The organism is Rhizobium sp. 25PS6, from assembly GCF_032464655.1.
Lineage (GTDB): Bacteria > Pseudomonadota > Alphaproteobacteria > Rhizobiales > Rhizobiaceae > Rhizobium > Rhizobium laguerreae.
This window is the reverse complement of sequence record NZ_JAWDIV010000029.1, coordinates 1-20,706: the sequence shown is the minus strand read 5'-3', so window position 1 is coordinate 20,706 and position 20,706 is coordinate 1. Positions and strand designations below refer to the sequence as shown.

Below are 20,706 nucleotides of genomic sequence, written 5' to 3'. Positions count from 1 at the left end.
GCGTAACCATAACGGACAGTTAAGCGTAGAGCGTATGAGTGAGTATCAGAATGGCATCAGTTTTTCCGCTTGCCGACCTCAAGGCTTCCGTCAAGTCGGATTCCCGGCCGGGATCCCGGTCGGATTCATGGGTTGACACGATCATCAAGGGTGATTGTGTCAGCGCCCTTGAGGCTTTGCCCAGCCACTCCGTCGATATCATCTTTGCCGATCCGCCGTATAATCTCCAGCTCGGCGGAACGCTGCATCGTCCCGATCAGTCGCTGGTCGATGCGGTCGACGACGAATGGGACCAGTTCGCCTCCTTCGAGGCCTATGACGCCTTCACCCGCGCCTGGCTGCTGGCCTGCCGCCGGGTGCTGAAACCATCAGGCTCGATCTGGGTGATCGGCTCCTATCACAATATCTTCCGCGTCGGCGCCACGTTGCAGGATCTGAATTTCTGGATCCTCAACGACATCATCTGGCGCAAGACCAACCCGATGCCGAATTTCAAGGGCCGCCGTTTCCAGAACGCCCATGAGACGATGATCTGGGCAAGCCCCAGCGCCAAGGCCAAGGGCTATACTTTCAATTACGATGCGCTGAAGGCCGCCAATGACGACGTGCAGATGCGCTCCGACTGGCTCTTCCCGATCTGCAACGGCAGCGAGCGGCTGAAGGGCGAGGACGGCAAGAAGGCGCATCCAACGCAGAAGCCGGAAGCGCTGCTTGCGCGTGTCATCATGGCCTCGACCAAGCCCGGCGATATCGTGCTCGATCCCTTCTTCGGCTCGGGAACGACGGGTGCGGTCGCCAAGCGTCTCGGCCGTCACTTCGTCGGCATCGAGCGTGAGCAGGATTATATCGATGCGGCCTCGGCCCGCATCGCCGCCGTTGAGCCGCTCGGCAAGGCGGAACTGACCGTCATGACCGGCAAGAAGGCGGAAGTGCGTGTCGCCTTCAACGTGCTTGTTGAAAGCGGCCTGATCAAGCCCGGCCAGGTGCTTACCGACGCCAAGCGCCGCTATAGCGCGATTGTCCGCGCCGATGGCACGGTAGCTTCCGGCGGCGAGGCCGGCTCCATTCATCGTCTCGGCGCCAAGGTGCAGGGTCTCGATGCATGCAACGGATGGACCTTCTGGCATTTCGAAGACGGGCAGTCCCTGCGCCCGATCGACGATCTCAGGTCCGTCATCCGCAGTGATCTGGCAAAGGCGTAGTGAGCAACGCCTCTGACGGATCGAAACCACCTTCTTCCGATTTCCCTCCAGTTGCGGAAGAAGACCAAGGCGCCCGGGGTCAAACCCGGGCGTCCTCTTTTGTTTTTGCGCAACTCCGGACGCAAAACCGCTGCACACTTTTGCTGGAATTGCTTTAGTCAGAACTCCTGGTAATCGGTGACCTCGACCCGTGTGACGCGGCCTTCCGCGTTGAAGGTGATCGTCTCCTCGCCCTCGCGGATCAGCGGCTTGCCCGTCTTGCTGTGGGTGGCGCGTACCGACCAGACCGACCGGCCGGAGAGCGGCGTCAACGTTTCCACCAGTGAATTTTCCGCCGTCTGATCGGGATAGTCGTCGAAATAGCGCCGGAAGGCCGCCATGATCTCGATCCGGCCGGTGAGATCGCCGACGCCGTTCGAGACATAGGTAGCATCCTCAGCGAAATAGGCCTCGATCGCCGGAAAATCGAGGGCGTTGATGGCGGCGTGGAAGAGTTCGATTTGCTTTGCCGGATCGAAAGCCATGGGTCTCAGACCTTCACCCCATAGCAGGCAAGATCGCTGCGCAGCTTCTCGGGCCCCGAAAACAGCACCGCATTCCAGCCGAAGGTCTTGGCGCCTTCGACATTAACAGGCGCGTCGTCGATGAAGATCGTCGCTGCCGGATCGAGGCCGAAGCTTTTCGTATGCGTCTCGTAGATGGCGATATCGGGCTTGATCAGGCCGACATCGCCGGAAACGGTGACGCCGCGCGGTTTGGTCAGGAAGGGGAAGCGCGCCTGCGCCTCGCGGAAGGTGTCGGAGGCGAAGTTGGTCAGCATTGTCACGTCGCGCCCTTCGGCAATCAGCCCTTCCATGATCGCGACGCTGTCGTCATAGGCGTGCGGCACCATCTCGTGCCAATATTTGCGGAAAGCGCGGATATGCTCTTCGCGGGCCGGGTGCTGTTTTATCAGCAGCGCTTCGGCCTCCGACCAGGTGCGGCCGCGGTCCTGCTCGATGTTCCAGTCATGGGTGCAGATATTGTCGAAGAACCAGTTGCGCTCGGTCTCATCGGGAATGAGACGGCTGAAGGGAAGATGCGGATCGTAATGAATTAGGACTTTGCCGATGTCGAAAACGATATGTCTTATGTCGGTGGTCATGGTCATCCCTTGGATGTTTTAAACGCGAGAGGAATAGCCGCTGCGATCGCTTTTTTCATGATGGTTGGTAATGCCTGGGCTTCAAGATTTGTAACCGGCTCCCACCATCCGTCATTCATGGCGACCTTGGCAGCGATAGCCGCACGCCAGATCGAAAGCCTGAGCTCGAAATGGGTGAAGACATGGATGACGGTGCCAGCGGCCTGCCATGCCGCATCGAAGGGGGCGGCATCAGCCGAGGTTTCGCCGTCGATGCGCGCCGTCCAGGCGCTAGTCGGCACCTCGGTCATGCCGCCGAGCAGGCCGCTGTCGATGCGCCGTCTGAGCAGGATCTCGCCATCACCGGTCACTGCGATGAAGGCCGCGCCATATCTGACCGGCTTCTCCTTCTTCGCCGCCTTGACCGGAAAGAGCTCCGGATCGGAAAGCTTCAGCGCCGCACAGGCACCGAGGAACGGACAGAGCGAACAGGCCGGCCGCTTCGGCGTGCAGATCGTCGCGCCGAGATCCATCATCGCCTGGGCGAAATCGCCGGGCCGATCGGCAGGCGTCAACAGCGCCACCTTCTCTCTCATCCCGGGCTTTGCGGCCGGTAGCGGCGTGGCAATTGCATAAAGCCTGGAGATCACCCGCTCGACATTGCCGTCCATGACGGCCGCCCGCCGGTTGAAGGCGATGGCCGCGACGGCGGCTGCCGTATAGTCGCCGATGCCGGGGAGCGACTTGAGGCCCTCTTCAGTATCGGGAAAGATGCCGCCATGCTCTGTCGCCACCGCTTCGGCGCATTTCTTCAGGTTGCGGGCCCGCGCGTAATAGCCAAGCCCCGCCCAGGCGGCCATCACCGCGTCGGTCTCCGCCGCGGCAAGATCGGTCACCTGAGGCCAACGCTGCAGAAACTTTTCGAAATAGGGTTTGACCGCCTGCACCGTCGTCTGCTGCAGCATCACCTCGGACAGCCAGACGCGATAGGGATCGGCCTTGACGCCGCGGGCCGCCATGCGCGGCGAAACGCGCCAAGGCAGGTCGCGGTGGTGGCGATCGTACCAGTCGAGCAGGGGCTTGGCTGAGGGCGTGTCGAGTGTGGTGATCGTCATGATTTGCCGCGATGGGGGGAAGTGCCTATACTTGGCGAAGCAATGCCGCGCGATCAAGTCGCCAATACGAGTTGGCATGCGAATTGGCGGCGTCGCTGAAGGGTTTCGATGAGTTATCCACGTAAAGGTGCAAAGCAGATTTCCGAGCTGGCGAACGGGCTGATCGACCCCGTGCTTGCGAGGCGCGCCGGCATCAACACGGCTCTGCTCGGCTCGTGGAGCGAAATCGCCGGCGAGGATTTCGCCGATTGCACCCGGCCTGAAAAGATCGCCTGGGCCCGCGGCGGCAATGAGACCGGCGGCTTCCGCCCCGGCGTGCTGACCATTGCCTGCGAAGGCGCGCGTGCACTTTTCCTCACCCATGCCCAGGGCGAACTCATCCAGCGCATCAACAGCTTCTTCGGCTTTGCCGCCGTCCACCAGATCCGCATCGTCCAGAAGCCGGTCTCACAAGCCACCCGCCGCTCCCGCACCCCGCCGCCGCTGAAGGGCGAAGCCGCCCGCAAGCTCGAAGGCATGATGGAGGGGATAGAGAACGACAAGCTGCGCCAGGCGATCCAGCGTTTGGGGACCGCGGTGATGGGGAAACGGGGGAATCAACGCTGATGAGCAAAACGCCCTATCTCCGCATGCTTAGTTTTTTGATCCTGCTTCGACAAGCTCGCGGGTAACAGCAAATTCCATCCTGCCCGAGATTGAGCCATAAGGCTCGCACTGCGTGATCGCATCAGCGATCAACGGGGCTGCCGTTTTTTCCCATTCGGATGGCGGTGTTCGGAAGTTGATGGATAAAAAGTCGGCAGATCCATCCTTGATGACCGCTACAATCAGGAAGCTATAAGCACTCGGCGCGTCCGCAGGCAGCTTTAGACATTTAAGCATCTGGTTGAAAGCAATACTACCGCTGTCTTCAGCCGCGACCACGCTCTTGACGTTTATGGCCAATGCGACAGATGTAATAAGAACGTAATAGAGAAAAGTCTTAGTCAACGAATGTATTCAAATATCCCTCTGAATAATCGTCTGCTATACTTGTACAGCAGACGGGAGAAAAAATCATGCTGGTCTTGCAGTTGCCCCCTGATATCGAAGCGCGGCTGATTGAGCTTTCGAGGCGTACCGGCCGCAGCAAGAGCTTCTATGCGCGGCAAGCCATCCTCGCGCATCTCGACGACCTCGAGGATGTCTATCTTTCCGAAAAACGCCTGGAAGAGCTTCGTCAGGGCGAGAGCGATACCGTGCCGCTGGCCGAGCTGTTGGCGCGTCATGGCTTGGACAACTGAGTTTCATCGAGCAGCCGATACGAGGTGGGCCGCCGCCTCGATGTAATCCTGCAATTTTTGGTCTAGTCGTCCCACCACGGTCACAATTCTTTGAAGGAAGTTGGCGAACCGTGCCTTGTGAGTGGCCGCCAGCCGTTATATCGCACAGTCATGCCGTCAATCTCACTATCTATGGGGAATCCATGCAGATGTCCGAAATGCAACTGACGAAACGCCGCCTGCTCAGCGGTATCGCCATCGCCGCAGCTGCCGTAGTGCTTGTCGCCTGCAACGACAGCAACGACGCTGCCGATGCTTCGTCCTCCGGCAAGACCATGGCTGATGGCACCAATGTCGACACCATGCAGACGGCGGCCACCTCGGCGACCGAAATGCCGGAGTCCGACGGCGATGTCGACATGGCCGAAGTGCTGAAGCCCGGCGTGCTGCCGGAAATGGCGCTCGGCAAGGCCGATGCCCCGGTCAAGATCGTCGAATATATGTCGATGACCTGCCCGCATTGCGCCCATTTCCACAACACCGTTTTCGACACGATCAAGCAGAAATATGTCGACAGCGGCAAGGTGCAGTTCATCATCCGCGAATTCCCCTTCGACCCGCGCGCCGCCGCTGCCTTCATGCTCGCCCGCTGCAATTCTTCCAATCCGGAGCAGTTGAGCACGCCGGAACAGTATTTCCCGATGGTTTCGATGCTCTTCAAGCAGCAGCAGGTCTGGGCCGCCGCCGACGATGGCCGCGCCGCACTGCTGCAGATGTCGAAGCTTGCCGGATTTACTGAGGATAGCTTCACGAAATGCTTGACGAACCAGAAGCTTCTGGATGAAGTGAACGCCACGCGGGAAAGAGGTTCCAAGGATTTCGGCGTCAACGCCACCCCGACTTTCCTGATCAATGGCAAGCGCTACTCTGGAGACATGCCGGTTGACACTTTGTCGAAGCTCATCGACAGCCTGCTCTGAACCGGATCGTTTCGATAGAACGGGCGACGGCGAAAGCCGTGCGCCTGTTTTTTTGTGGCTGCATGACGAGCCCGCCCCGCGCCCCGGAGCGGCTGCATGAAGTTCAACAAGCTGCGCCTGGTCGGCTTCAAATCCTTCGTCGAACCGACGGAATTCATCATCGAGCGCGGGCTGACCGGCGTCGTCGGGCCGAATGGCTGCGGCAAGTCGAACCTGGTCGAGGCGCTGCGCTGGGTGATGGGCGAGAATTCCTACAAGAACATGCGCGCCTCCGGCATGGACGACGTGATCTTTTCGGGCTCGGGAAACCGCCCGGCGCGCAATACCGCCGAAGTGGCACTCTATCTCGACAATGCCGAGCGCACCGCGCCTGCCGCCTTCAACGACAGCGACGAGATCCAGGTCACCCGCCGCATCGAGCGTGAACAGGGCTCGCTCTATCGCATCAATGGCAAGGAAAGCCGCGCCAAGGACGTGCAGCTGCTGTTTGCCGATGCCTCCACCGGCGCGCGCTCGCCCTCGATGGTCGGGCAGGGGCGTATCGGCGAGCTGATCCAGGCCAAGCCGCAGGCCCGCCGCCAGCTGCTGGAAGAGGCGGCCGGCATTTCAGGCCTGCATTCCCGCCGCCACGAGGCAGAACTGCGGTTGCGTGCCGCCGAAGGCAATCTCGAGCGTCTCGACGATGTCACCTCGCAGCTCGAAAGCCAGATCGAGAGCCTGAAGCGCCAGGCCCGCCAGGCAAACCGCTTCAAGACGCTGTCTGCCGATATCCGCGCCCGCGAGGCGATGCTGCTGCATATCCGCTGGGTGCAGGCGAAGGAGGCCGAGGCCGAGGCCGACAGCGCGCTGAACCAGGCGACCTCCGTCGTCGCCGAAAAGGCGCAGATGCAGATGGAGGCGGCGAAGAACCAAGCTATCGCCAGCTTCAAGCTGCCGGAACTGCGCGAGGGCGAGGCGCGTGCCGCCGCCGCCCTGCAGCGCCTGCAGATCGCCAGAAGCCAGCTGGAGGAAGATGCCGGCCGCATCCTGCGCCGCCGCGACGAGCTGACCCGCCGTCTCGCTCAGCTTGCCGAGGATATAAGTCGCGAGCAGCGGCTGGTGGCCGACAATGCCGTCATCCTGGCGAGACTCGACGCCGAAGAGGCGGAGATTTCGGAAATTCTCGCCGATTCCGGCCGTTATGCCGAGGAAACCCGCGAGGCCTTCGAGGGCGCGGCGGCAAAACTTGCCGACAGCGAGCGCATCTTCACCCAGCTGACGGCCGAGCGCGCCGAGGCTGCCGCCGGCCGCAACCAGCTGGAACGCGCCATCCGCGATCTCGCCGACCGCCGGATGCGCCTCGAACGCCAGATGGATGAGGCAAACCACGAACTGTCAGCCATCGGCGAGAAGATCGCCGGCCTGCCCGATCCCGACGAAAAACGCGCCATCGTCGAGGCCGGCGAAATCGCTGTCGCCGATGCGGAAGCCGCGGTCCAGGCGGTCGACCAGGCGCTGGCTAGCGCCCGCCAGACCGAGGCGCTGTCGCGCGCGCCGGTCGAGCAGGCCCGCTCCAGCCTGAATGCGCTGGAGACCGAGGCCCGGACCATTTCCCGCATGCTCGCCGCCGGTGCCGCGGCCGGCAAATTTCCGCCGGTTGCCGACGAGCTGAAGGTCGACCGCGGCTTCGAAACCGCACTCGGTGCCGCCTTCGGCGACGATCTCGAATCGCCGCTCGATGCCGAGGCGCCAGCCCATTGGTCGGACAATGGTGACGGTGCTGCCGATCCCGCCCTTCCATCCGGTGTTGCGCCGCTGCTTGCCCATGTCCGCGCGCCTGCAGCACTCACCCGCCGCCTGCGCCAGATCGGCCTGGTGGCGGAAGGCGATGCCGGTTCGCTGATGGCGGCGCTGAAACCCGGCCAGCGGCTGGTGACGAAAGAGGGCGCGGTCTATCGCTGGGACGGCCATGTCACCGGTGCCGACGCCCCGAGTGCGGCCGCCCTTCGGTTGGCCCAGAAGAACCGCCTAGCCGAGCTCGAAGGCGAAGCCACTCTTGCCCGCGACGTGCTTGCCGAAGCCGAAGAGCGGCAGGCAGCCGCTGCCGAAGCGATCCGCGCCGAGGAGCGCCGGCTTGCCGAGGCGCGCGACATGAGCCGCCTGTCGGCGCGCCATCTCACTGAGGCGCGCGAGGCGCTTGTTGCCGCCGAGCGAGCCTCCGGCGATCTGATCCGCCGCCGCGATGTTGTCAGCGAGGCCGCCAGCCAGCTGCGGTCGCAGCTGGAGGAGATCGCTATCCAGGAAGAGACTGCCCGCATCGAGCTGGAGGACGCGCCCGATCTGACTGCGATCGACGAGCGGCTGCGGTTCCAGCAGGCGGAAGTTGCGACCGATCGCGGCGCGCTGGCCGAAACCCGCGCCCGCCATGAAAGCCTCGCGAGGGAAAACGAGGCCCGCCAGCGCCGCATCATGGCGATCGGCCAGGAGCGCGAGACCTGGCGCCAGCGGGCGGCAAGTGCCGAAGACCATGTCGCCACACTGCGCGAGCGCGAGGAAGAGGCGCGCGAAGAGGCAGCCGAGCTCGAACTGGCGCCGGATGAATTCGACGACAAGCGCCGCGCCTTGCTCAGCGAATTGCAGAAGGCCGAGGAGGCGCGCCGCCAGGCGAGCGACCTTCTGGCCGAGGCCGAACGCATCCAGCGCGAGGCCGACCAGAAGGCGACGACGGCCCTGTCGGAACTTGCCGAATGCCGTGAACGCCGCGGCCGCGCCGAGGAGCGCCTGGTTTCGGCCCGCGAGAAGCGGCAGGAAAGCGAAGGCCGCATCCGCGAGGTCCTGAACGTCGCCCCGCACGAGGCGCTGCAGTTGACCGGGCGGCCGACCATGCAGGCGCTTCCCGATCCGCGCGAAGTCGAGCGCGAGCTGGAACGTTTAAGGATCGAGCGCGAGCGGCTGGGCGCCGTCAACCTGCGCGCCGACGAGGAACAGAAGGAGCTGAGCGAAAAGCTCGAAGCGCTGATCAAGGAACGCGACGACGTCATCGATGCGATCCGCAAGCTGCGCGGCGCCATACAGAGCCTCAACCGCGAGGGCCGCGAACGGCTGATCGCCGCCTTCGACATCGTCAACGCCCAGTTCCAGCGGCTGTTCACCCATCTTTTCGGCGGCGGTACCGCCGAGCTGCAGCTGATCGAATCCGACGATCCGCTGGAAGCCGGCCTCGAAATCCTCGCCCGCCCGCCCGGCAAGAAGCCGCAGACCATGACGCTGCTCTCCGGCGGCGAACAGGCGCTGACGGCAATGGCGCTGATCTTTGCCGTGTTCCTCACCAATCCGGCGCCGATCTGCGTGCTCGACGAAGTGGATGCGCCGCTCGACGACCATAATGTCGAGCGCTACTGCAATCTGATGGACGAAATGGCGGCTTCGACCGAAACCCGCTTCGTCATCATCACCCACAATCCGATCACCATGGCCCGCATGAACCGCCTGTTCGGCGTCACCATGGCCGAGCAGGGCGTCTCCCAGCTCGTCTCCGTCGACCTGCAAATGGCCGAGCGCCTGCGCGAGATTGCCTGAGGTTTTCGACGAACGCGTTTTCTGCGTCGGGGAAGGGCTTCTTGTCACTGGACATCCCGGCCCAGGGGATTGGCGAGAGCAGCCCCTCATCCGCCTGCCGGCACCTTCTCCCCGTAAACGGGGCGAAGGGGACATGCCGCACCGGCTTCCCCCAATCTCGACGCTGCGTTTGGCACGTCCCCTCGCCCCGTCAGAACGGGGAGAGGGTTAGGGTGAGGGGCAGCCATTGGCGCCAACCGAGCATCCATTCAGACGCCGAGCGCCGACGCAATTTCCGTAAAGCGATGACGCGGGTTTGCGTCCACAAATTGCGTAAAATCAAGGGCTGAGCAATAAACACCAAAAAAGGTCGGCTCTCTTGCCGTCTGTACCCCATTTGGGTGATGCTCTTTTCGCTGACTTGCATTAGAAGTTGTTTCAACGCAACCTAATTACTCTGCTGGAAAGCGGGCGACCAGAGGTTGCGCATTGTCGAATTTGCGTGCGGTTTTCCGGGCGAGGGCAAGAACCGGAAACCGAGAGCAAATCTTGGGAAGTAGCGATCTATTTTCCCAGGAATTGCGTAAGACGCGGTCAGAGCGGTTCTGTTTGAGAAAAAGCTGAGCCGTTTTTTGGTTGAGGGACCCCCCGTCCGGTTTTCCTGGCCGGACGGAAACAAGGCTTTGCGGGACATTGTTGCAGTCCCGCAAAGCTTTTTTTGTGCCTTGTTGGCTGTTTTGGCACCTTTCAATCGTTTCGACGCCGGCCGCGGCGAAGATTTATTGTGCAGCGCAACATTCTGCCGCATTTGTCGATTTTCATTTCAACTCCAACGGATTAAGCTAATCTCGATTTGGTGTTGGGGGGAAGATGACCAAGTGGGTCTATAGGTTCGGCGACGGGCAGGCTGAGGGCCGGGCGCGCGATCATGGGATTCTGGGCGGCAAGGGCGCCAATCTCGCGGAAATGTGTGCGCTCGGACTTCCTGTGCCGCCGGGGCTGACGATCGTCAGCGACGCCTGCAACACCTATTACAAGAATGGCCGCCACATCGAGAATGCGGTGAAGGCTGAGGTGCGCGCCGGCATATCGGCGATCGAGGCAATCACCGGCCGCCGCTTCGGCTCGGTCAGCCAGCCGCTGCTGCTTTCGGTGCGCTCCGGCGCCCGTGTCTCCATGCCGGGCATGATGGACACCGTGCTCAATCTCGGCCTCAACGACGAGACGGTGCAGGCGCTCGGCCATGATGCCGGTGATGCGCGTTTTGCCTGGGATAGCTACCGCCGCTTCATCCAGATGTATGCCGATGTCGTCATGGGCCTCGGCAACGATGCCTTCGAGGAGATCCTGGAAGACGAGAAGGCCAAGCTCGGCCATGAATTCGATACTGAACTCAGCGCCTCGGAATGGCAGCATATCGTCTCCCTCTATAAGCGGCTGATCGAGGAGGAGCTGGACCAGGAATTCCCGCAGGATCCCGAAGTCCAGCTCTGGGGAGCCGTCGGCGCCGTCTTTTCCAGCTGGATGAGCGCGCGCGCCGTCACCTATCGCCAGCTCCACAATATTCCGGAAGCTTGGGGCACGGCGATCAACATCCAGGCGATGGTCTTCGGCAATCTCGGTAATAGCTCCGCCACCGGCGTTGCCTTCACCCGCAACCCCTCGACCGGCGAGAGGGCGCTTTACGGCGAATTCCTGGTCAATGCCCAGGGCGAGGATGTCGTGGCCGGCATCCGCACGCCGCAAAGCATCACCGAGGAGGGGCGGATTTCCTCCGGCTCCGAAAAACCCTCGATGGAAAAGCTGATGCCGGAGGCGTTCCGCGAGCTCTGCCGCATCTGCACCGAGCTCGAGATCCATTACCGCGACATGCAGGATATCGAATTCACCATCGAGCGCGGCAAGCTGTGGATGCTGCAGACCCGATCGGCCAAGCGCTCGACCCGGGCGGCAATGAAGATCGCCGTCGACATGGTCGACGAGGGGGTGATCACCGAGGACGAGGCGGTGTTGCGCATCGAGCCCTCCAGCCTCGACCAGCTGCTGCACCCGACGATCGATCCGCGCGTCACCCGCCAGGTGATCGGTAGCGGGCTGCCGGCTTCGCCCGGCGCTGCCACCGGCGCCATCGTCTTCACCGCGGAAGAGGCCGTCGAGGCGGAATCCGAAGGCCGCAAGGTCATCCTGCTGAGAGTCGAGACCAGCCCCGAGGATATTCACGGCATGCACGCCGCCGAAGGCATTCTGACGACCCGCGGCGGCATGACCAGCCATGCGGCGGTCGTTGCCCGCGGCATGGGCATCCCTTGCGTCGTCGGCGCCGGCACCATGCGCATCGATCAACGCAACGAGCGGCTGCTCGGCGTCGGCGTGACGCTGAAGAAGGGCGATATCATCACCATCGACGGTTCGGCCGGCCAGGTGCTGAAAGGCGAGGTGCCGATGATCCAGCCGGAGCTGTCTGGCGATTTCGGCCGCATCATGGGCTGGGCCGACCGCGCCCGACGCATGACGGTGCGCACCAATGCCGATACGCCGGCCGATGCGCTGGCTGCCCGCTCCTTCGGCGCCGAAGGCATCGGCCTTTGCCGCACCGAGCACATGTTTTTCGAGGGCGAGCGCATCCATGTGATGCGCGAGATGATCCTTGCTGTCGATGAGAAGGGCAGGCGGCTGGCGCTTGACAAGCTGCTGCCGATGCAGCGGCTGGATTTCACCGGCCTTTTCACCGTCATGCACGGCCTGCCGGTAACGATCCGCCTGCTCGATCCGCCGCTGCACGAATTCCTGCCGAAGACCGATGACGAGGTGGCCGAAGTCGCCTTCGCCATGGGCATGGAGGCATCCGTGCTTCGCCAGCGCGTCGATGCGCTGCACGAGTTCAATCCGATGCTCGGCCATCGCGGCTGCCGGCTGGCGATCTCCTATCCCGAAATCGTCGAGATGCAGGCCCGCGCCATTTTCGAGGCGGCGGTCGCCGCAGCCAAGGAAACCGGGGCTGCCGTGGTGCCGGAGATCATGGTGCCGCTCGTTGGCCTGCGCACCGAGCTCGATTACGTCAAGGCGCGCATCGACGAGGTCGCCGGCGACGTCATGCGCGAGGCCGGCATGAAGATCGATTATCTTGTCGGCACGATGATCGAGCTGCCGCGTGCGGCCCTTCGCGCCCATGTGATTGCCGAAGCCGCCGAATTCTTCTCCTTCGGCACCAACGACCTGACGCAGACCACCTTCGGCATTTCGCGCGACGACGCCTCGGCCTTCATCCCCACCTATCAGCGCAAGGGCATCATCGAGCACGATCCCTTCATCTCGCTCGATTTCGACGGTGTCGGGGAACTGATCAGCATCGCCGCCGAACGCGGCAGGCGCACCCGCAACGACATGAAGCTCGGCATCTGCGGCGAACATGGCGGCGACCCGGCCTCGATCCGCTTCTGCGAGACGATTGGCCTCGACTATGTCTCCTGCTCGCCCTTCCGCGTGCCGATCGCCAGACTGGCGGCAGCGCAGGCGGTGATTGCAGGCAGTCTGGACGAGATCCGGCGGGGTCCGAAGGACCTGCGGGCAACCGTGTAAAATAGCGGTGGAGTGTGGGGCAGGGCGCCCGGGTACTCAGTAACGATAGCGCCAACGATCGCGGTAAACGTAGGGTCCGTTCAGATCCCAGGCCATGCGGTTCATCATCTCGGCACTCTGCGCCCGTGATTCGGCGCGCCGGTCGAGATCGATGCGCTGCAGGCAGGCGGCAAAACCATCTGTGCCGCGGCGGAAGCCATAGCTCAGGCACCGCTGCTCATCCGCCGCCCGCCGCTCCTCCGGCGTCATCGTCTGACAGGCGGAAAGCCCGGCGACGATGGTGGCCATGACGGTGATGAGGAGACGAATGCGCATTGGTTTGGTCCTTGGAATGCTTTTCTCAGAGGAAAGGCCATTCGGGCGAGGGCGTCAAGCTGCTCTTGGCCCAGGAGATCGCTGAGTGCTGGGTGATAAAGTGAGCCGTTTACCGTGCGGCCCCCTCATCCGCCCTACGGGCACCTTCTCCCCAAGGGGAGAAGGGGATAGGCCGCAACCTCTCGATTGCCTCTTCTCCCCTCGGGGAGAAGGTGCCCGTAGGGCGGATGAGGAGGCCGGGTCTGCCATTCCTTACAGCCTCCTGCACCCAACCTCTCCTCCCTCATTCCTGTGCTCGTCACAGGAATCCAGCCACCGCGCGTCTGCGCGGTGAATGACTCTCATAGGTGAAGCAGGTCTCCTGCGCCCAAGGACTTGGGCGCACTGGATTCCTGTGACGAGCACAGGAATGAGGGAGATTGGGGGTGACGCTCTCACGACTTCACGCCGCCCCAGCCGGATCTCCGATCGGCAGCAGCGCCGGATTAAGCGGCGGATCCTCCGGGTTCTTCGTGTCGCCCGGGTCCTGAGCCGGTGTCAGCGGTGGTTTTTCCTGGATGCGGTCGGGAATGCCAGGCGTCGGCGTCGGGCCGCGTGGCGTATCGGCATTGGGTGTCGGGATCGGGTCTCTGTTGGGCATGAGTGCCTCCTTTTCGAAAAAGGAACGGCAGGCTTGGCACTTGGTTCCACTTTCGCCGAGGGCCATTCCTATGTATGAGGAAAGCATGGCCACTCCATGAGCGGCCGGAAACCTTGGAACGAGCATGGCCCTTCGCGATCGATTTTCGAAAAAACTGAACTGTCCGCAATGCGGTAATGAGGGTTTTGCCGAAGCCTCGGAAGTCGATGATCCCAAGCGCAAGCATCCGGATTTCAAGGTCGATCAGCTGCCGCGCGGCTTTGGCGTGCAGCGACCTTCCAACCACCAGGAAAACTTCGTCATCAAATGCGAATGCGGGCGCAAGTTCCCCTTCCGCAGCGTTGCGGAAGCCGCGGCCGAGCGCCGGTAGTTTTTCGGAGTAACAATGCTTGGCTTTTTCCTGCGCGTGATCGCCATCTTGGGACTTTCACTCAGTTCAGCCACTGCTACCAACGCCGAAGTCGCCGAGAAATTTCATGATGCCGTCCAGGTGGGAGATCTCACGACGGTAAGAGCCATGCTTGCGGCGGATCCATCTCTCGCGACCTCCGTCGATGAATATCGATTCCAACCTGTCCACCTTCTCGACATGTATTTCGAACGGGAAATCCTGGAGCTTCTGCTTGCGAACGGAGCCGATATCAACGCCAGGAATGACGAGGGGATAAGCATTCTCCACATCATCACCGACCCTGAGGCGGTGAATCTCCTCATAGAGAAGGGGGCCGACATCGAGGCTCGCGACAATCGCGGCCGAACGCCTCTTATCGTCCAAATGCTCAACCGGCAGAATGGGCCTGATGTTATCGCCGCGCTCATCGAGAACGGCGCAGATCCCAATGCCAAGGATGATAGCGGCGTGACAGCCTTCGACATCGCGCGGCAAAGTGGCGACGAGGATCTTATCGGCCTGATGACGAGAAGCGGGAAGAGGAACTGACGCCGAGGTTTCAGCGACCACCCGTGCTCTGAGCCTCAGATCCGCTCCAGCACCTCGATGAAGGCATCGGCGAAACGCACCAGCGGTGCGGTCTCTTCATTGGGCGCCTGCATGCGGATTTCGGTGCCGTTACCGTCGAGCAGCGCCAGCACGACGCGCATCTCGTGGCCATCGTCAGGAATCCGCAGCACGGCGATGCGGCGGCAATCGTCGATGAGGCCGCCGGCTGGAAGATCGAACAGCAATTCGCCGCCGGAGCGTGCCGCCGCCTGGCGCACGGCCTCGCAGAAGCCGGCATCGCCGCCGGCATAACCTTCGAGCGAAAGTTCGAGCTCGAGCAGCTCCATCGGCAGCGTCGGCTCGGACTGGTGGTCGATCCCGCCAAGCGCAGACGCCTGCGGCCTTGCTGCCAATTCGGGTGAAATCATCCCGTCTCTCCTCTGCATCTGGAGATGAAACCGCGGCAGAATGGCCTTTTTTTGACATATCAGCAAGGGCTTATGAAGCGGCCGCCGTTTCGCCACGGCCATCGCCGTGGATTCCAACGCAATGCCTCAGACAATAGTTTCAATTTAGCCGAATCTTGCCCCAGATCCGGATGATTTTAGGCCGGGCCGGCCTAAAATCTGAATCCGGATCTAAATCAAAGAATAGAGCATGATGTCGTCCGAAAACCGCTTCACACTTTTCGGCATCATGCTCTAAACAGGGTGGAGGCGATTTGCGTGGTCGAACGCGCGGGCGCTGACGAGCAACCGGTAAGTTTGATGGCCATCCGCTATGACCGCCCCGTTTCCAGCGCCGCCCGCTCTTCGCGGCTCATCGGGGCGTTTTCCCTCGTTCTGGCGCTGGCTGTCATAATCGCCCATCGCTTCGGCGGCCTCGCCACGCCCTATCTGGTGCTGCTGCTGATTGTCGCTGCCGGCTGCGCGCTGCTCGCGGCGATGCTGGCAGCCATCGGGCTGCGCAGCCTCTGGATGACGGGGGCTGAGGGCGGACTGGCGGCGCTGGCGGCGCTGATCTATGCCGCCTTTCCGCTGGCGCTTGGCGCCTATGCCACCGAGCGCTATCTGACGCTGCCCGATATCTACGACGTTTCCACTGATCCGGTCTCCGCGCCCGACTGGCTTTCCTATCCGTATTTCGACCAGATCTGGCTGAAGCGCAAGGTGCAGGTGACGCCGGAGGATCGCGAAAAGCAGCTCGCTGCCTATCCCGAACTCACCGGCCGGCGCTATGAGGGCGCGCTCGACCGCGTGCTCGAAGCGGTGCGCAAGGTCGCCAAGATGAGCGGCATGACCATCACCGAGAGCAGCGGCGACACAGAGCCGGGCCGCGATCCCGAGGACAGACCGGTCAAGCCGCCGCAGCCGGGCGACGATGCCGTGGCCGATGCGCCTGATACCATCCCCGTGCCGACGCCGCGCCCCTATGACGACGATGTCGCCAAGCTGATCCGCGGCGTCAACGGCGTGACGTTGCAGGGCACCACCCGCACGCTGATCCTCGGCCTGCGCTTCGATTTCATCATTCGGCTGCGCGAAGAGGCCGAGACCACCTTCGTCGACATCCGCGTCGCCTCCCGCTACGGCCAACACGACCTCGGCTTCAGCGCCGAAATCGCCGGCGATTACCTGAAGGCGCTGGATGCTGAGCTGTTGGGAATTGCGGGTGGGTGAGCAACGGTGGCGCAAAGCGCCAGCAATCGATCCAGTGAATCGATTGCAGCGGCGAACGCCCTGAGCCCAAGCGAAGGGCCGGGATACGGTGCGGCGGACTCAACCCCCGTACCGGTGGCGCAAAGCGCCAGCAATCGATCCAGCGAATCGATTGCAGTTGCGAACGCCCTGAGCCCAAAGCGAAGGGCCGGGATAGGGTGCGGCAGATTCGACGCCTTGTACCGCATCAAAGGGGGAGAGGGGCTGTTATGGGAAGCGATGTCGATTTTCTGAGTGTGTCTGACCAGGAGACTCTTGATGAATTCGGTTTCGTCAAAACTCTTTCAGGTGAGACTTATCTAAAATTTGTCGCCGGCTGCCACTTTTTGGATTTTTCTCCGATGGGCAAGATCTTTTCTCTCCATGTTCCGGATGACTTTTTAAAGTTTGATCGCGTTGTGAAATGCGCACTGCAGATTCAGCCCGATGTTAAAAATTCAGTCATTCATACGTTCGCCGTTAGAAAGCGGGGCGGCATAAGTGTAGCTGCCTATAAGAGGCCGGATGATATCTATATATACGTTCCTGAGAGCTGTGAGATTGATGTTCAGCTATTGAGCAGTTTGACAATCTCAATTCTCTCGATGGAATACACGACCGAGCCCCATCCCTTGAATAAGTTTTCTGTTGCTTGATCAGTGGATTGGGCCTCTCAAATCTCAAGATCCAACCACCACCTATACTGCACCCACCACCCCGTCAGCCCCCTCTGCCCTGCCGGGCATCTCCCCCACAGGTGGGGAGATTGGCTGGGCGCACCGGCTTCCCCAAACAACTGGTGTCACAGCACGGCGAAACGGTAGATGGGCAGGAAGGTTTAGCCACCTGTGGGGGAGATGCCCGGCAGGGCAGAGGGGGGTATCACGGCACGCCGGCAGAGGTGCGGGAGGGCACTTGGCGCATCTTCCAAGGCGGCATCACCGCAGCCTCCTCACTCCACCACCAACCACCCCGTATACCGCACCACCAACCCCGTCAGCCGCCCGCCGATCTCCACATGAAAGTGGAAGCGCCCATCCCGCTCCTCCTCATAGGTATCCCCGCCAGGCGCCAGAAACAGTGGCAGCGGAATGCCGCAGAACCGCCAGCCGCGCACGACGAGCCGCAGCTTCTCCCCATCCGGCACCAGCGCCATCAGCACCCGGAACGGCCCGAAGACTTCGGCGAGCAGATGCCGGTCGCGGCCCTTGCCCTCGACCTGCCAGCTGCGGAACACCGTGCCGCCGAAATCGCGTGTCCAGATCTCCTTGTCGCCGTCGGGCACGAAACGCACCGTAACCGGCACATCCTCGCCCGCTCGGGGAAAACCGATCACCCCGGCGACGATCCTCGCCAGCAGCCCGCCGCCGCGCTCGATCCGCGCCCGGCCGGAGGCGACGCGCGCGCCGCCCGCATGCAGGGCCGATAGGGCAGGCGGCAGCCGCTCCCAGGCGCTGCCGAGAATCTGCCGGTAGAGCGGCTGGGGTGCTGCCTCGTGTTCCATCCGGATGCCGGATGTGATCTGAAAACGCCGGAAGGCCGCTTCGAAATCTTCAAGCCGCAATTCCCCGGCCGCCGGCCGCGCGCCGCTCTCCGGCCGTACACCGGTCAGCAGCCGTCGCACCAGCGCGTCCACGCCGATGATGGGAATGAACGGCCCGTCATCACCTTCGGCAATCAGATGCCAGCCTGAGGTCAGCCGCTCGCCCGCATGATCGTCGCCGGTCACGCGGACGAACATGCCGCCGCGATGTTCGCCGACCGCGAAAACGTGGCTGGCGCGCTGCAGCAGCCGTGAAAACGGCAGCAGCGATGGCAGCAGTCGGAGATGGACGAGCCTTGCCGCAAGGCTGAGCAAATGCTGCAGCGGCTGCGGCTCCGTTCCGACCCCGGTGAAGCTGGATTTGAGGCCGGCAAAACGTGCCGGCAGCAGCGCCAGATCCGGCGCATCCACCAGCAGGAATTTCCGGCTGCGCAGCGGCTTAACCCCCGGCGCCGCCACCGTCACCCGCATCGAATCGATCAGCCCGCGCCCGGCGGCCGGCCGCCCATCGCGCCGAACGGTGATCTTCTTGCCGGCATAGCTTGCGATCGCCCTCACGACATTGAGCCCGATCCGCACATGAGCCGAGGGCGCAATGCCCGCCGCGACAGTTTCGATCCGGGAGAAATGCGGCGCCATCGCCTCGAGTGCTGCGAAGGAAAGCGCAGGCAGGCTGCTGAGCCCCGAGAGCGCGAAGGTGCCCTTGGCCTTGGCTGCCGCATCGAGCCCACCGATGCCGGCGACGAAGCCGGTGCTGTCGGCAATATCGGCATAATCGATGCCGAGATCGATGCAGGCCTCCACCACCTTATAGCGATCCTTGCCGAAGCTCTGGAACGGTCCCGAGGCATCGATGACGAGATGAGGCCTCATCCGCGTCAGCTGTTCGGTGAGATCACCGTCACGATCGAAGCGAACGGCCTGCACCAACGCGCCGAGATTGTTGCTTCCGAGGCCCTCGGCGCCATCTTTCGGCGACCGGAGATCGGCAACGAAATCGTCGGCCTTTTCAAGCGAGCGCCCGGCAACCAGCAGCCTAAGCCGCGGTTCATCGCCAAGCGACTGGGCGAGCCGCCCGCCGAAGGTGCCGTAGCCGCCGATGATGAGCAGGCAAAACCTCTCGTCGCTCATGCGATGAACCGGCTGCGCTGCTCCGGCGTCGGCACCATGCAGCTTTGCCGGCCGGCAAGCTTCAGCCTGTTGCGGGCGATGAATTCATAGAGCGCATCGGCCGCCCGCCGCGGCAGCAGCCGGAAGATCTTGACCAGCGAATAGGGAAAGCCGAGGCCCGCCACCATGCGGATCGAGCCGTCGGATTTGAAGAAGGCACGGCCGTTTTCGATCAGGATATTGGTCTCGTAATCGCGCGCATGCAGCCCGTAATGCCGGTAGAGCGCTTCGCCGAGCGGCGTCTGCGCGGCGAGGAAGCGGTATCGCTGCTGCCTGTCATGTTTCAGCGCGAATTTCACCCAGCCGGAGCAGAACACGCATTCGCCATCGAAGATGATCAACGGCCGGTCATCGGCAAAGGCGGGCACATCGGCATCGTTGCGATAGCTGTAATCGGCTCGAGGCGTCATCGTTATGTCCCCTTCCTCATGACCCCACCCTCATATTCATGCCGCCGGCCGGTAGTGGGCGGCAAGCGAAGGCGGCCCATCCGCCGCGATCTCGCCGCGCTCCAAAAGATCCTCGATATGGGCAAGCACGGAAAGGGCGGCCGCCCCATGCAGCTTCGGATCGGTATCGCGATAGATCACCTTCACCATCTCGGCAATCCGCCCATCGCCCGCCCGGATGCGCGCCAGCACCGCCTGTTCGCGCTTCAGCCGATGCGCCTTCAGCGCCTTGAGGAAACTTGCGGGCTGTGTCACCGGCCCGCCATGGCCGGGCAGCAACAGGCGGTCCTCACGCGCAATCAGCCGCTCGAGCGATTCCATGTAATCCGCCATCGAACCATCCGGCGGCGCGACGATCGAGGTCGACCAGGCCATGACGTGATCGCCTGAGAACAGGATCTCGCATCCCGCAAGCGCGAAGGCGGAATGATTGGCCGTATGCCCCGGCGTCAGCGCCGCGCTCAGCGACCAGCCATCGCCCGAAATCGTCTCGCCATCGCCGATCGCGATATCCGGCACGAAGGACAGATCCGAGCTTTCGGAAAAGGGATTGATCTCGCCATCCCGCAGCGGCCGCGCCGGCCGGTGCGGCCCCTGGCCCACCGTCACCGCCCCCGTTGCCGCCTGCAGGCGCTTGGCCAGCGGCGAGTGGTCGCGATGCGTGTGGCTGACGAAGATATGCGTCACCGCGCGGCCGCCAAGGGCGGCCATCAGTGCCTGAAAATGCGCATCGTCCTCCGGGCCGGGATCGATGACAGCGACCGAGGAAGAGCCGACGATATAGCTGTTGGTGCCGAAAAAGGTGAAAGGCCCGGGATTGTTCGCTGTAACCCGCTCGACACCAGGGGCAACCGGCACGGCGCGCCCATAGGCCGGCTCGAAAGCGAGGTCGAATGCGGGACTGTCCATGAAGGAATGATCTCGGGCCGATGACGTCGCCACTTCCTAGCACGACGGCGGGTGCTACGCAGCGCATAAATCTGCGCCAGGTTAAACTTAGTCATTGTGACAGGCGAAGAGCTTTGCTAATCAGGCGTCGATTTGAGCAGGCGGTTTCCGCTCAAGCTCTGGTGGGGCGTCGCCAAGCGGTAAGGCAACGGTTTTTGGTACCGTCATCCCTGGTTCGAATCCAGGCGCCCCAGCCAGTTTTTCTA

20 protein-coding genes, 1 tRNA gene and 1 pseudogene are annotated in these 20,706 nt (G+C 62.6%); 12 read left to right on the top strand and 10 right to left on the bottom strand.

Translation table 11 applies throughout. From position 1 onward, the window contains the following. The first annotated feature begins 50 nt into the window (after positions 1–50). Positions 51–1,202, top strand: coding sequence for a site-specific DNA-methyltransferase (locus RWK44_RS31265; RefSeq protein ID WP_316029903.1), 1,152 nt, complete (start codon positions 51–53; stop codon positions 1,200–1,202). A gap of 158 nt (positions 1,203–1,360) precedes the next feature. Here RWK44_RS31265 and RWK44_RS31260 read toward each other — a convergent pair whose 3' ends face one another. The 3 genes from RWK44_RS31260 to mutY are packed head-to-tail and all read right to left on the bottom strand — an operon-like array spanning position 1,361 to position 3,440. Next, on the bottom strand, positions 1,361–1,726 hold the full coding sequence (locus tag RWK44_RS31260) for a nuclear transport factor 2 family protein (protein ID WP_316029902.1): 366 nt from the start codon (positions 1,724–1,726) through the stop codon (positions 1,361–1,363). Positions 1,727–1,731: 5 nt separating this feature from the next. Continuing rightward, positions 1,732–2,346 (bottom strand): HAD family hydrolase, encoded by a 615-nt coding sequence (locus RWK44_RS31255; protein ID WP_316029901.1) that lies wholly within the window; start codon positions 2,344–2,346, stop codon positions 1,732–1,734. Between the two features lie 2 nt (positions 2,347–2,348). After that, the gene (gene mutY / locus RWK44_RS31250) at positions 2,349–3,440 is read right to left on the bottom strand and encodes an A/G-specific adenine glycosylase (protein WP_316029900.1); all 1,092 of its coding nucleotides are present in this window, start codon (positions 3,438–3,440) and stop codon (positions 2,349–2,351) included. Between the two features lie 108 nt (positions 3,441–3,548). Between mutY and RWK44_RS31245 the strand changes: the two genes are divergently transcribed. Then, a complete protein-coding gene (locus RWK44_RS31245) occupies positions 3,549–4,046 on the top strand; it encodes a DUF721 domain-containing protein (RefSeq protein WP_151518344.1) in 498 nt (165 codons plus the stop codon). Between the two features lie 27 nt (positions 4,047–4,073). Here RWK44_RS31245 and RWK44_RS31240 read toward each other — a convergent pair whose 3' ends face one another. Then, positions 4,074–4,439 carry a hypothetical protein gene (locus RWK44_RS31240; RefSeq protein ID WP_077976494.1) on the bottom strand — a complete coding sequence of 122 codons (366 nt, stop codon included), beginning with the start codon at positions 4,437–4,439 and terminating at the stop codon, positions 4,074–4,076. 59 nt (positions 4,440–4,498) lie between these two features. Here RWK44_RS31240 and relB point away from each other — a divergent pair, with 59 nt between their 5' ends. The 4 genes from relB (at position 4,499) to ppdK (ending at position 12,798) form a co-directional block, all read left to right on the top strand. After that, positions 4,499–4,723 (top strand): type II toxin-antitoxin system RelB family antitoxin, encoded by a 225-nt coding sequence (gene relB / locus RWK44_RS31235; RefSeq protein WP_077976493.1) that lies wholly within the window; start codon positions 4,499–4,501, stop codon positions 4,721–4,723. A gap of 188 nt (positions 4,724–4,911) precedes the next feature. After that, entirely contained in the window at positions 4,912–5,682 is a 771-nt protein-coding gene (locus tag RWK44_RS31230; RefSeq protein WP_373423267.1) for a DsbA family protein, read from the top strand. 96 nt (positions 5,683–5,778) lie between these two features. Beyond that, positions 5,779–9,240 (top strand): chromosome segregation SMC family protein, encoded by a 3,462-nt coding sequence (locus tag RWK44_RS31225; protein WP_221964148.1) that lies wholly within the window; start codon positions 5,779–5,781, stop codon positions 9,238–9,240. Between the two features lie 849 nt (positions 9,241–10,089). Further along, entirely contained in the window at positions 10,090–12,798 is a 2,709-nt protein-coding gene (gene ppdK / locus RWK44_RS31220) for a pyruvate, phosphate dikinase (protein ID WP_316029899.1), read from the top strand. 36 nt (positions 12,799–12,834) lie between these two features. On the opposite strand, the gene RWK44_RS31215 is transcribed toward ppdK, so the two are convergent. Continuing rightward, positions 12,835–13,113 (bottom strand): hypothetical protein, encoded by a 279-nt coding sequence (locus tag RWK44_RS31215; protein WP_316029898.1) that lies wholly within the window; start codon positions 13,111–13,113, stop codon positions 12,835–12,837. Positions 13,114–13,389: 276 nt separating this feature from the next. Here RWK44_RS31215 and RWK44_RS35095 point away from each other — a divergent pair. Continuing rightward, positions 13,390–13,539: pseudogene (locus RWK44_RS35095) on the top strand (tRNA lysidine(34) synthetase TilS); the annotation flags it as partial. A 16-nt stretch (positions 13,540–13,555) separates the two neighbouring features. On the opposite strand, the gene RWK44_RS31210 reads toward RWK44_RS35095, so the two are convergent. Further along, the gene (locus RWK44_RS31210) at positions 13,556–13,753 is read right to left on the bottom strand and encodes a hypothetical protein (protein ID WP_131666608.1); all 198 of its coding nucleotides are present in this window, start codon (positions 13,751–13,753) and stop codon (positions 13,556–13,558) included. A 124-nt stretch (positions 13,754–13,877) separates the two neighbouring features. Between RWK44_RS31210 and RWK44_RS31205 the strand changes: the two genes are divergently transcribed. Next, positions 13,878–14,123, top strand: coding sequence for a hypothetical protein (locus RWK44_RS31205; RefSeq protein ID WP_003546063.1), 246 nt, complete (start codon positions 13,878–13,880; stop codon positions 14,121–14,123). 15 nt (positions 14,124–14,138) lie between these two features. After that, positions 14,139–14,693, top strand: coding sequence for an ankyrin repeat domain-containing protein (locus RWK44_RS31200; RefSeq protein WP_316029897.1), 555 nt, complete (start codon positions 14,139–14,141; stop codon positions 14,691–14,693). Positions 14,694–14,728: 35 nt separating this feature from the next. Here the strand turns inward: RWK44_RS31200 and RWK44_RS31195 are convergent, their stop codons facing one another. Continuing rightward, positions 14,729–15,121: a hypothetical protein gene (locus RWK44_RS31195; RefSeq protein ID WP_316029896.1), complete on the bottom strand. Its 393-nt coding sequence runs from the start codon at positions 15,119–15,121 to the stop codon at positions 14,729–14,731. Positions 15,122–15,460: 339 nt separating this feature from the next. On the opposite strand from RWK44_RS31195, the gene RWK44_RS31190 reads away from it, so the two are divergent. Continuing rightward, positions 15,461–16,372 (top strand): DUF1499 domain-containing protein, encoded by a 912-nt coding sequence (locus RWK44_RS31190; protein WP_131642501.1) that lies wholly within the window; start codon positions 15,461–15,463, stop codon positions 16,370–16,372. 248 nt (positions 16,373–16,620) lie between these two features. Further along, positions 16,621–17,046, top strand: coding sequence for a hypothetical protein (locus RWK44_RS31185; protein WP_168284329.1), 426 nt, complete (start codon positions 16,621–16,623; stop codon positions 17,044–17,046). A 296-nt stretch (positions 17,047–17,342) separates the two neighbouring features. On the opposite strand, the gene RWK44_RS31180 is transcribed toward RWK44_RS31185, so the two are convergent. Genes RWK44_RS31180 through RWK44_RS31170 form a run of 3 tightly spaced genes read right to left on the bottom strand, consistent with a single transcriptional unit; the run spans position 17,343 to position 20,461 of the window. Continuing rightward, the gene (locus RWK44_RS31180) at positions 17,343–19,064 is read right to left on the bottom strand and encodes an SDR family oxidoreductase (protein WP_316029895.1); all 1,722 of its coding nucleotides are present in this window, start codon (positions 19,062–19,064) and stop codon (positions 17,343–17,345) included. Continuing rightward, a complete protein-coding gene (locus tag RWK44_RS31175) occupies positions 19,061–19,513 on the bottom strand; it encodes a thiol-disulfide oxidoreductase DCC family protein (protein WP_316029894.1) in 453 nt (150 codons plus the stop codon). The genes RWK44_RS31180 and RWK44_RS31175 overlap by 4 nt, the downstream gene beginning before the upstream one ends. A 36-nt stretch (positions 19,514–19,549) precedes the next feature. Then, positions 19,550–20,461, bottom strand: a complete 912-nt coding sequence (locus RWK44_RS31170) for an MBL fold metallo-hydrolase (protein WP_316029893.1) — start codon at positions 20,459–20,461, stop codon at positions 19,550–19,552. A 162-nt stretch (positions 20,462–20,623) separates the two neighbouring features. Between RWK44_RS31170 and RWK44_RS31165 the strand changes: the two genes are divergently transcribed. Further along, a tRNA-Gln gene (locus RWK44_RS31165) sits at positions 20,624–20,697 on the top strand. Positions 20,698–20,706: the final 9 nt, after the last annotated feature.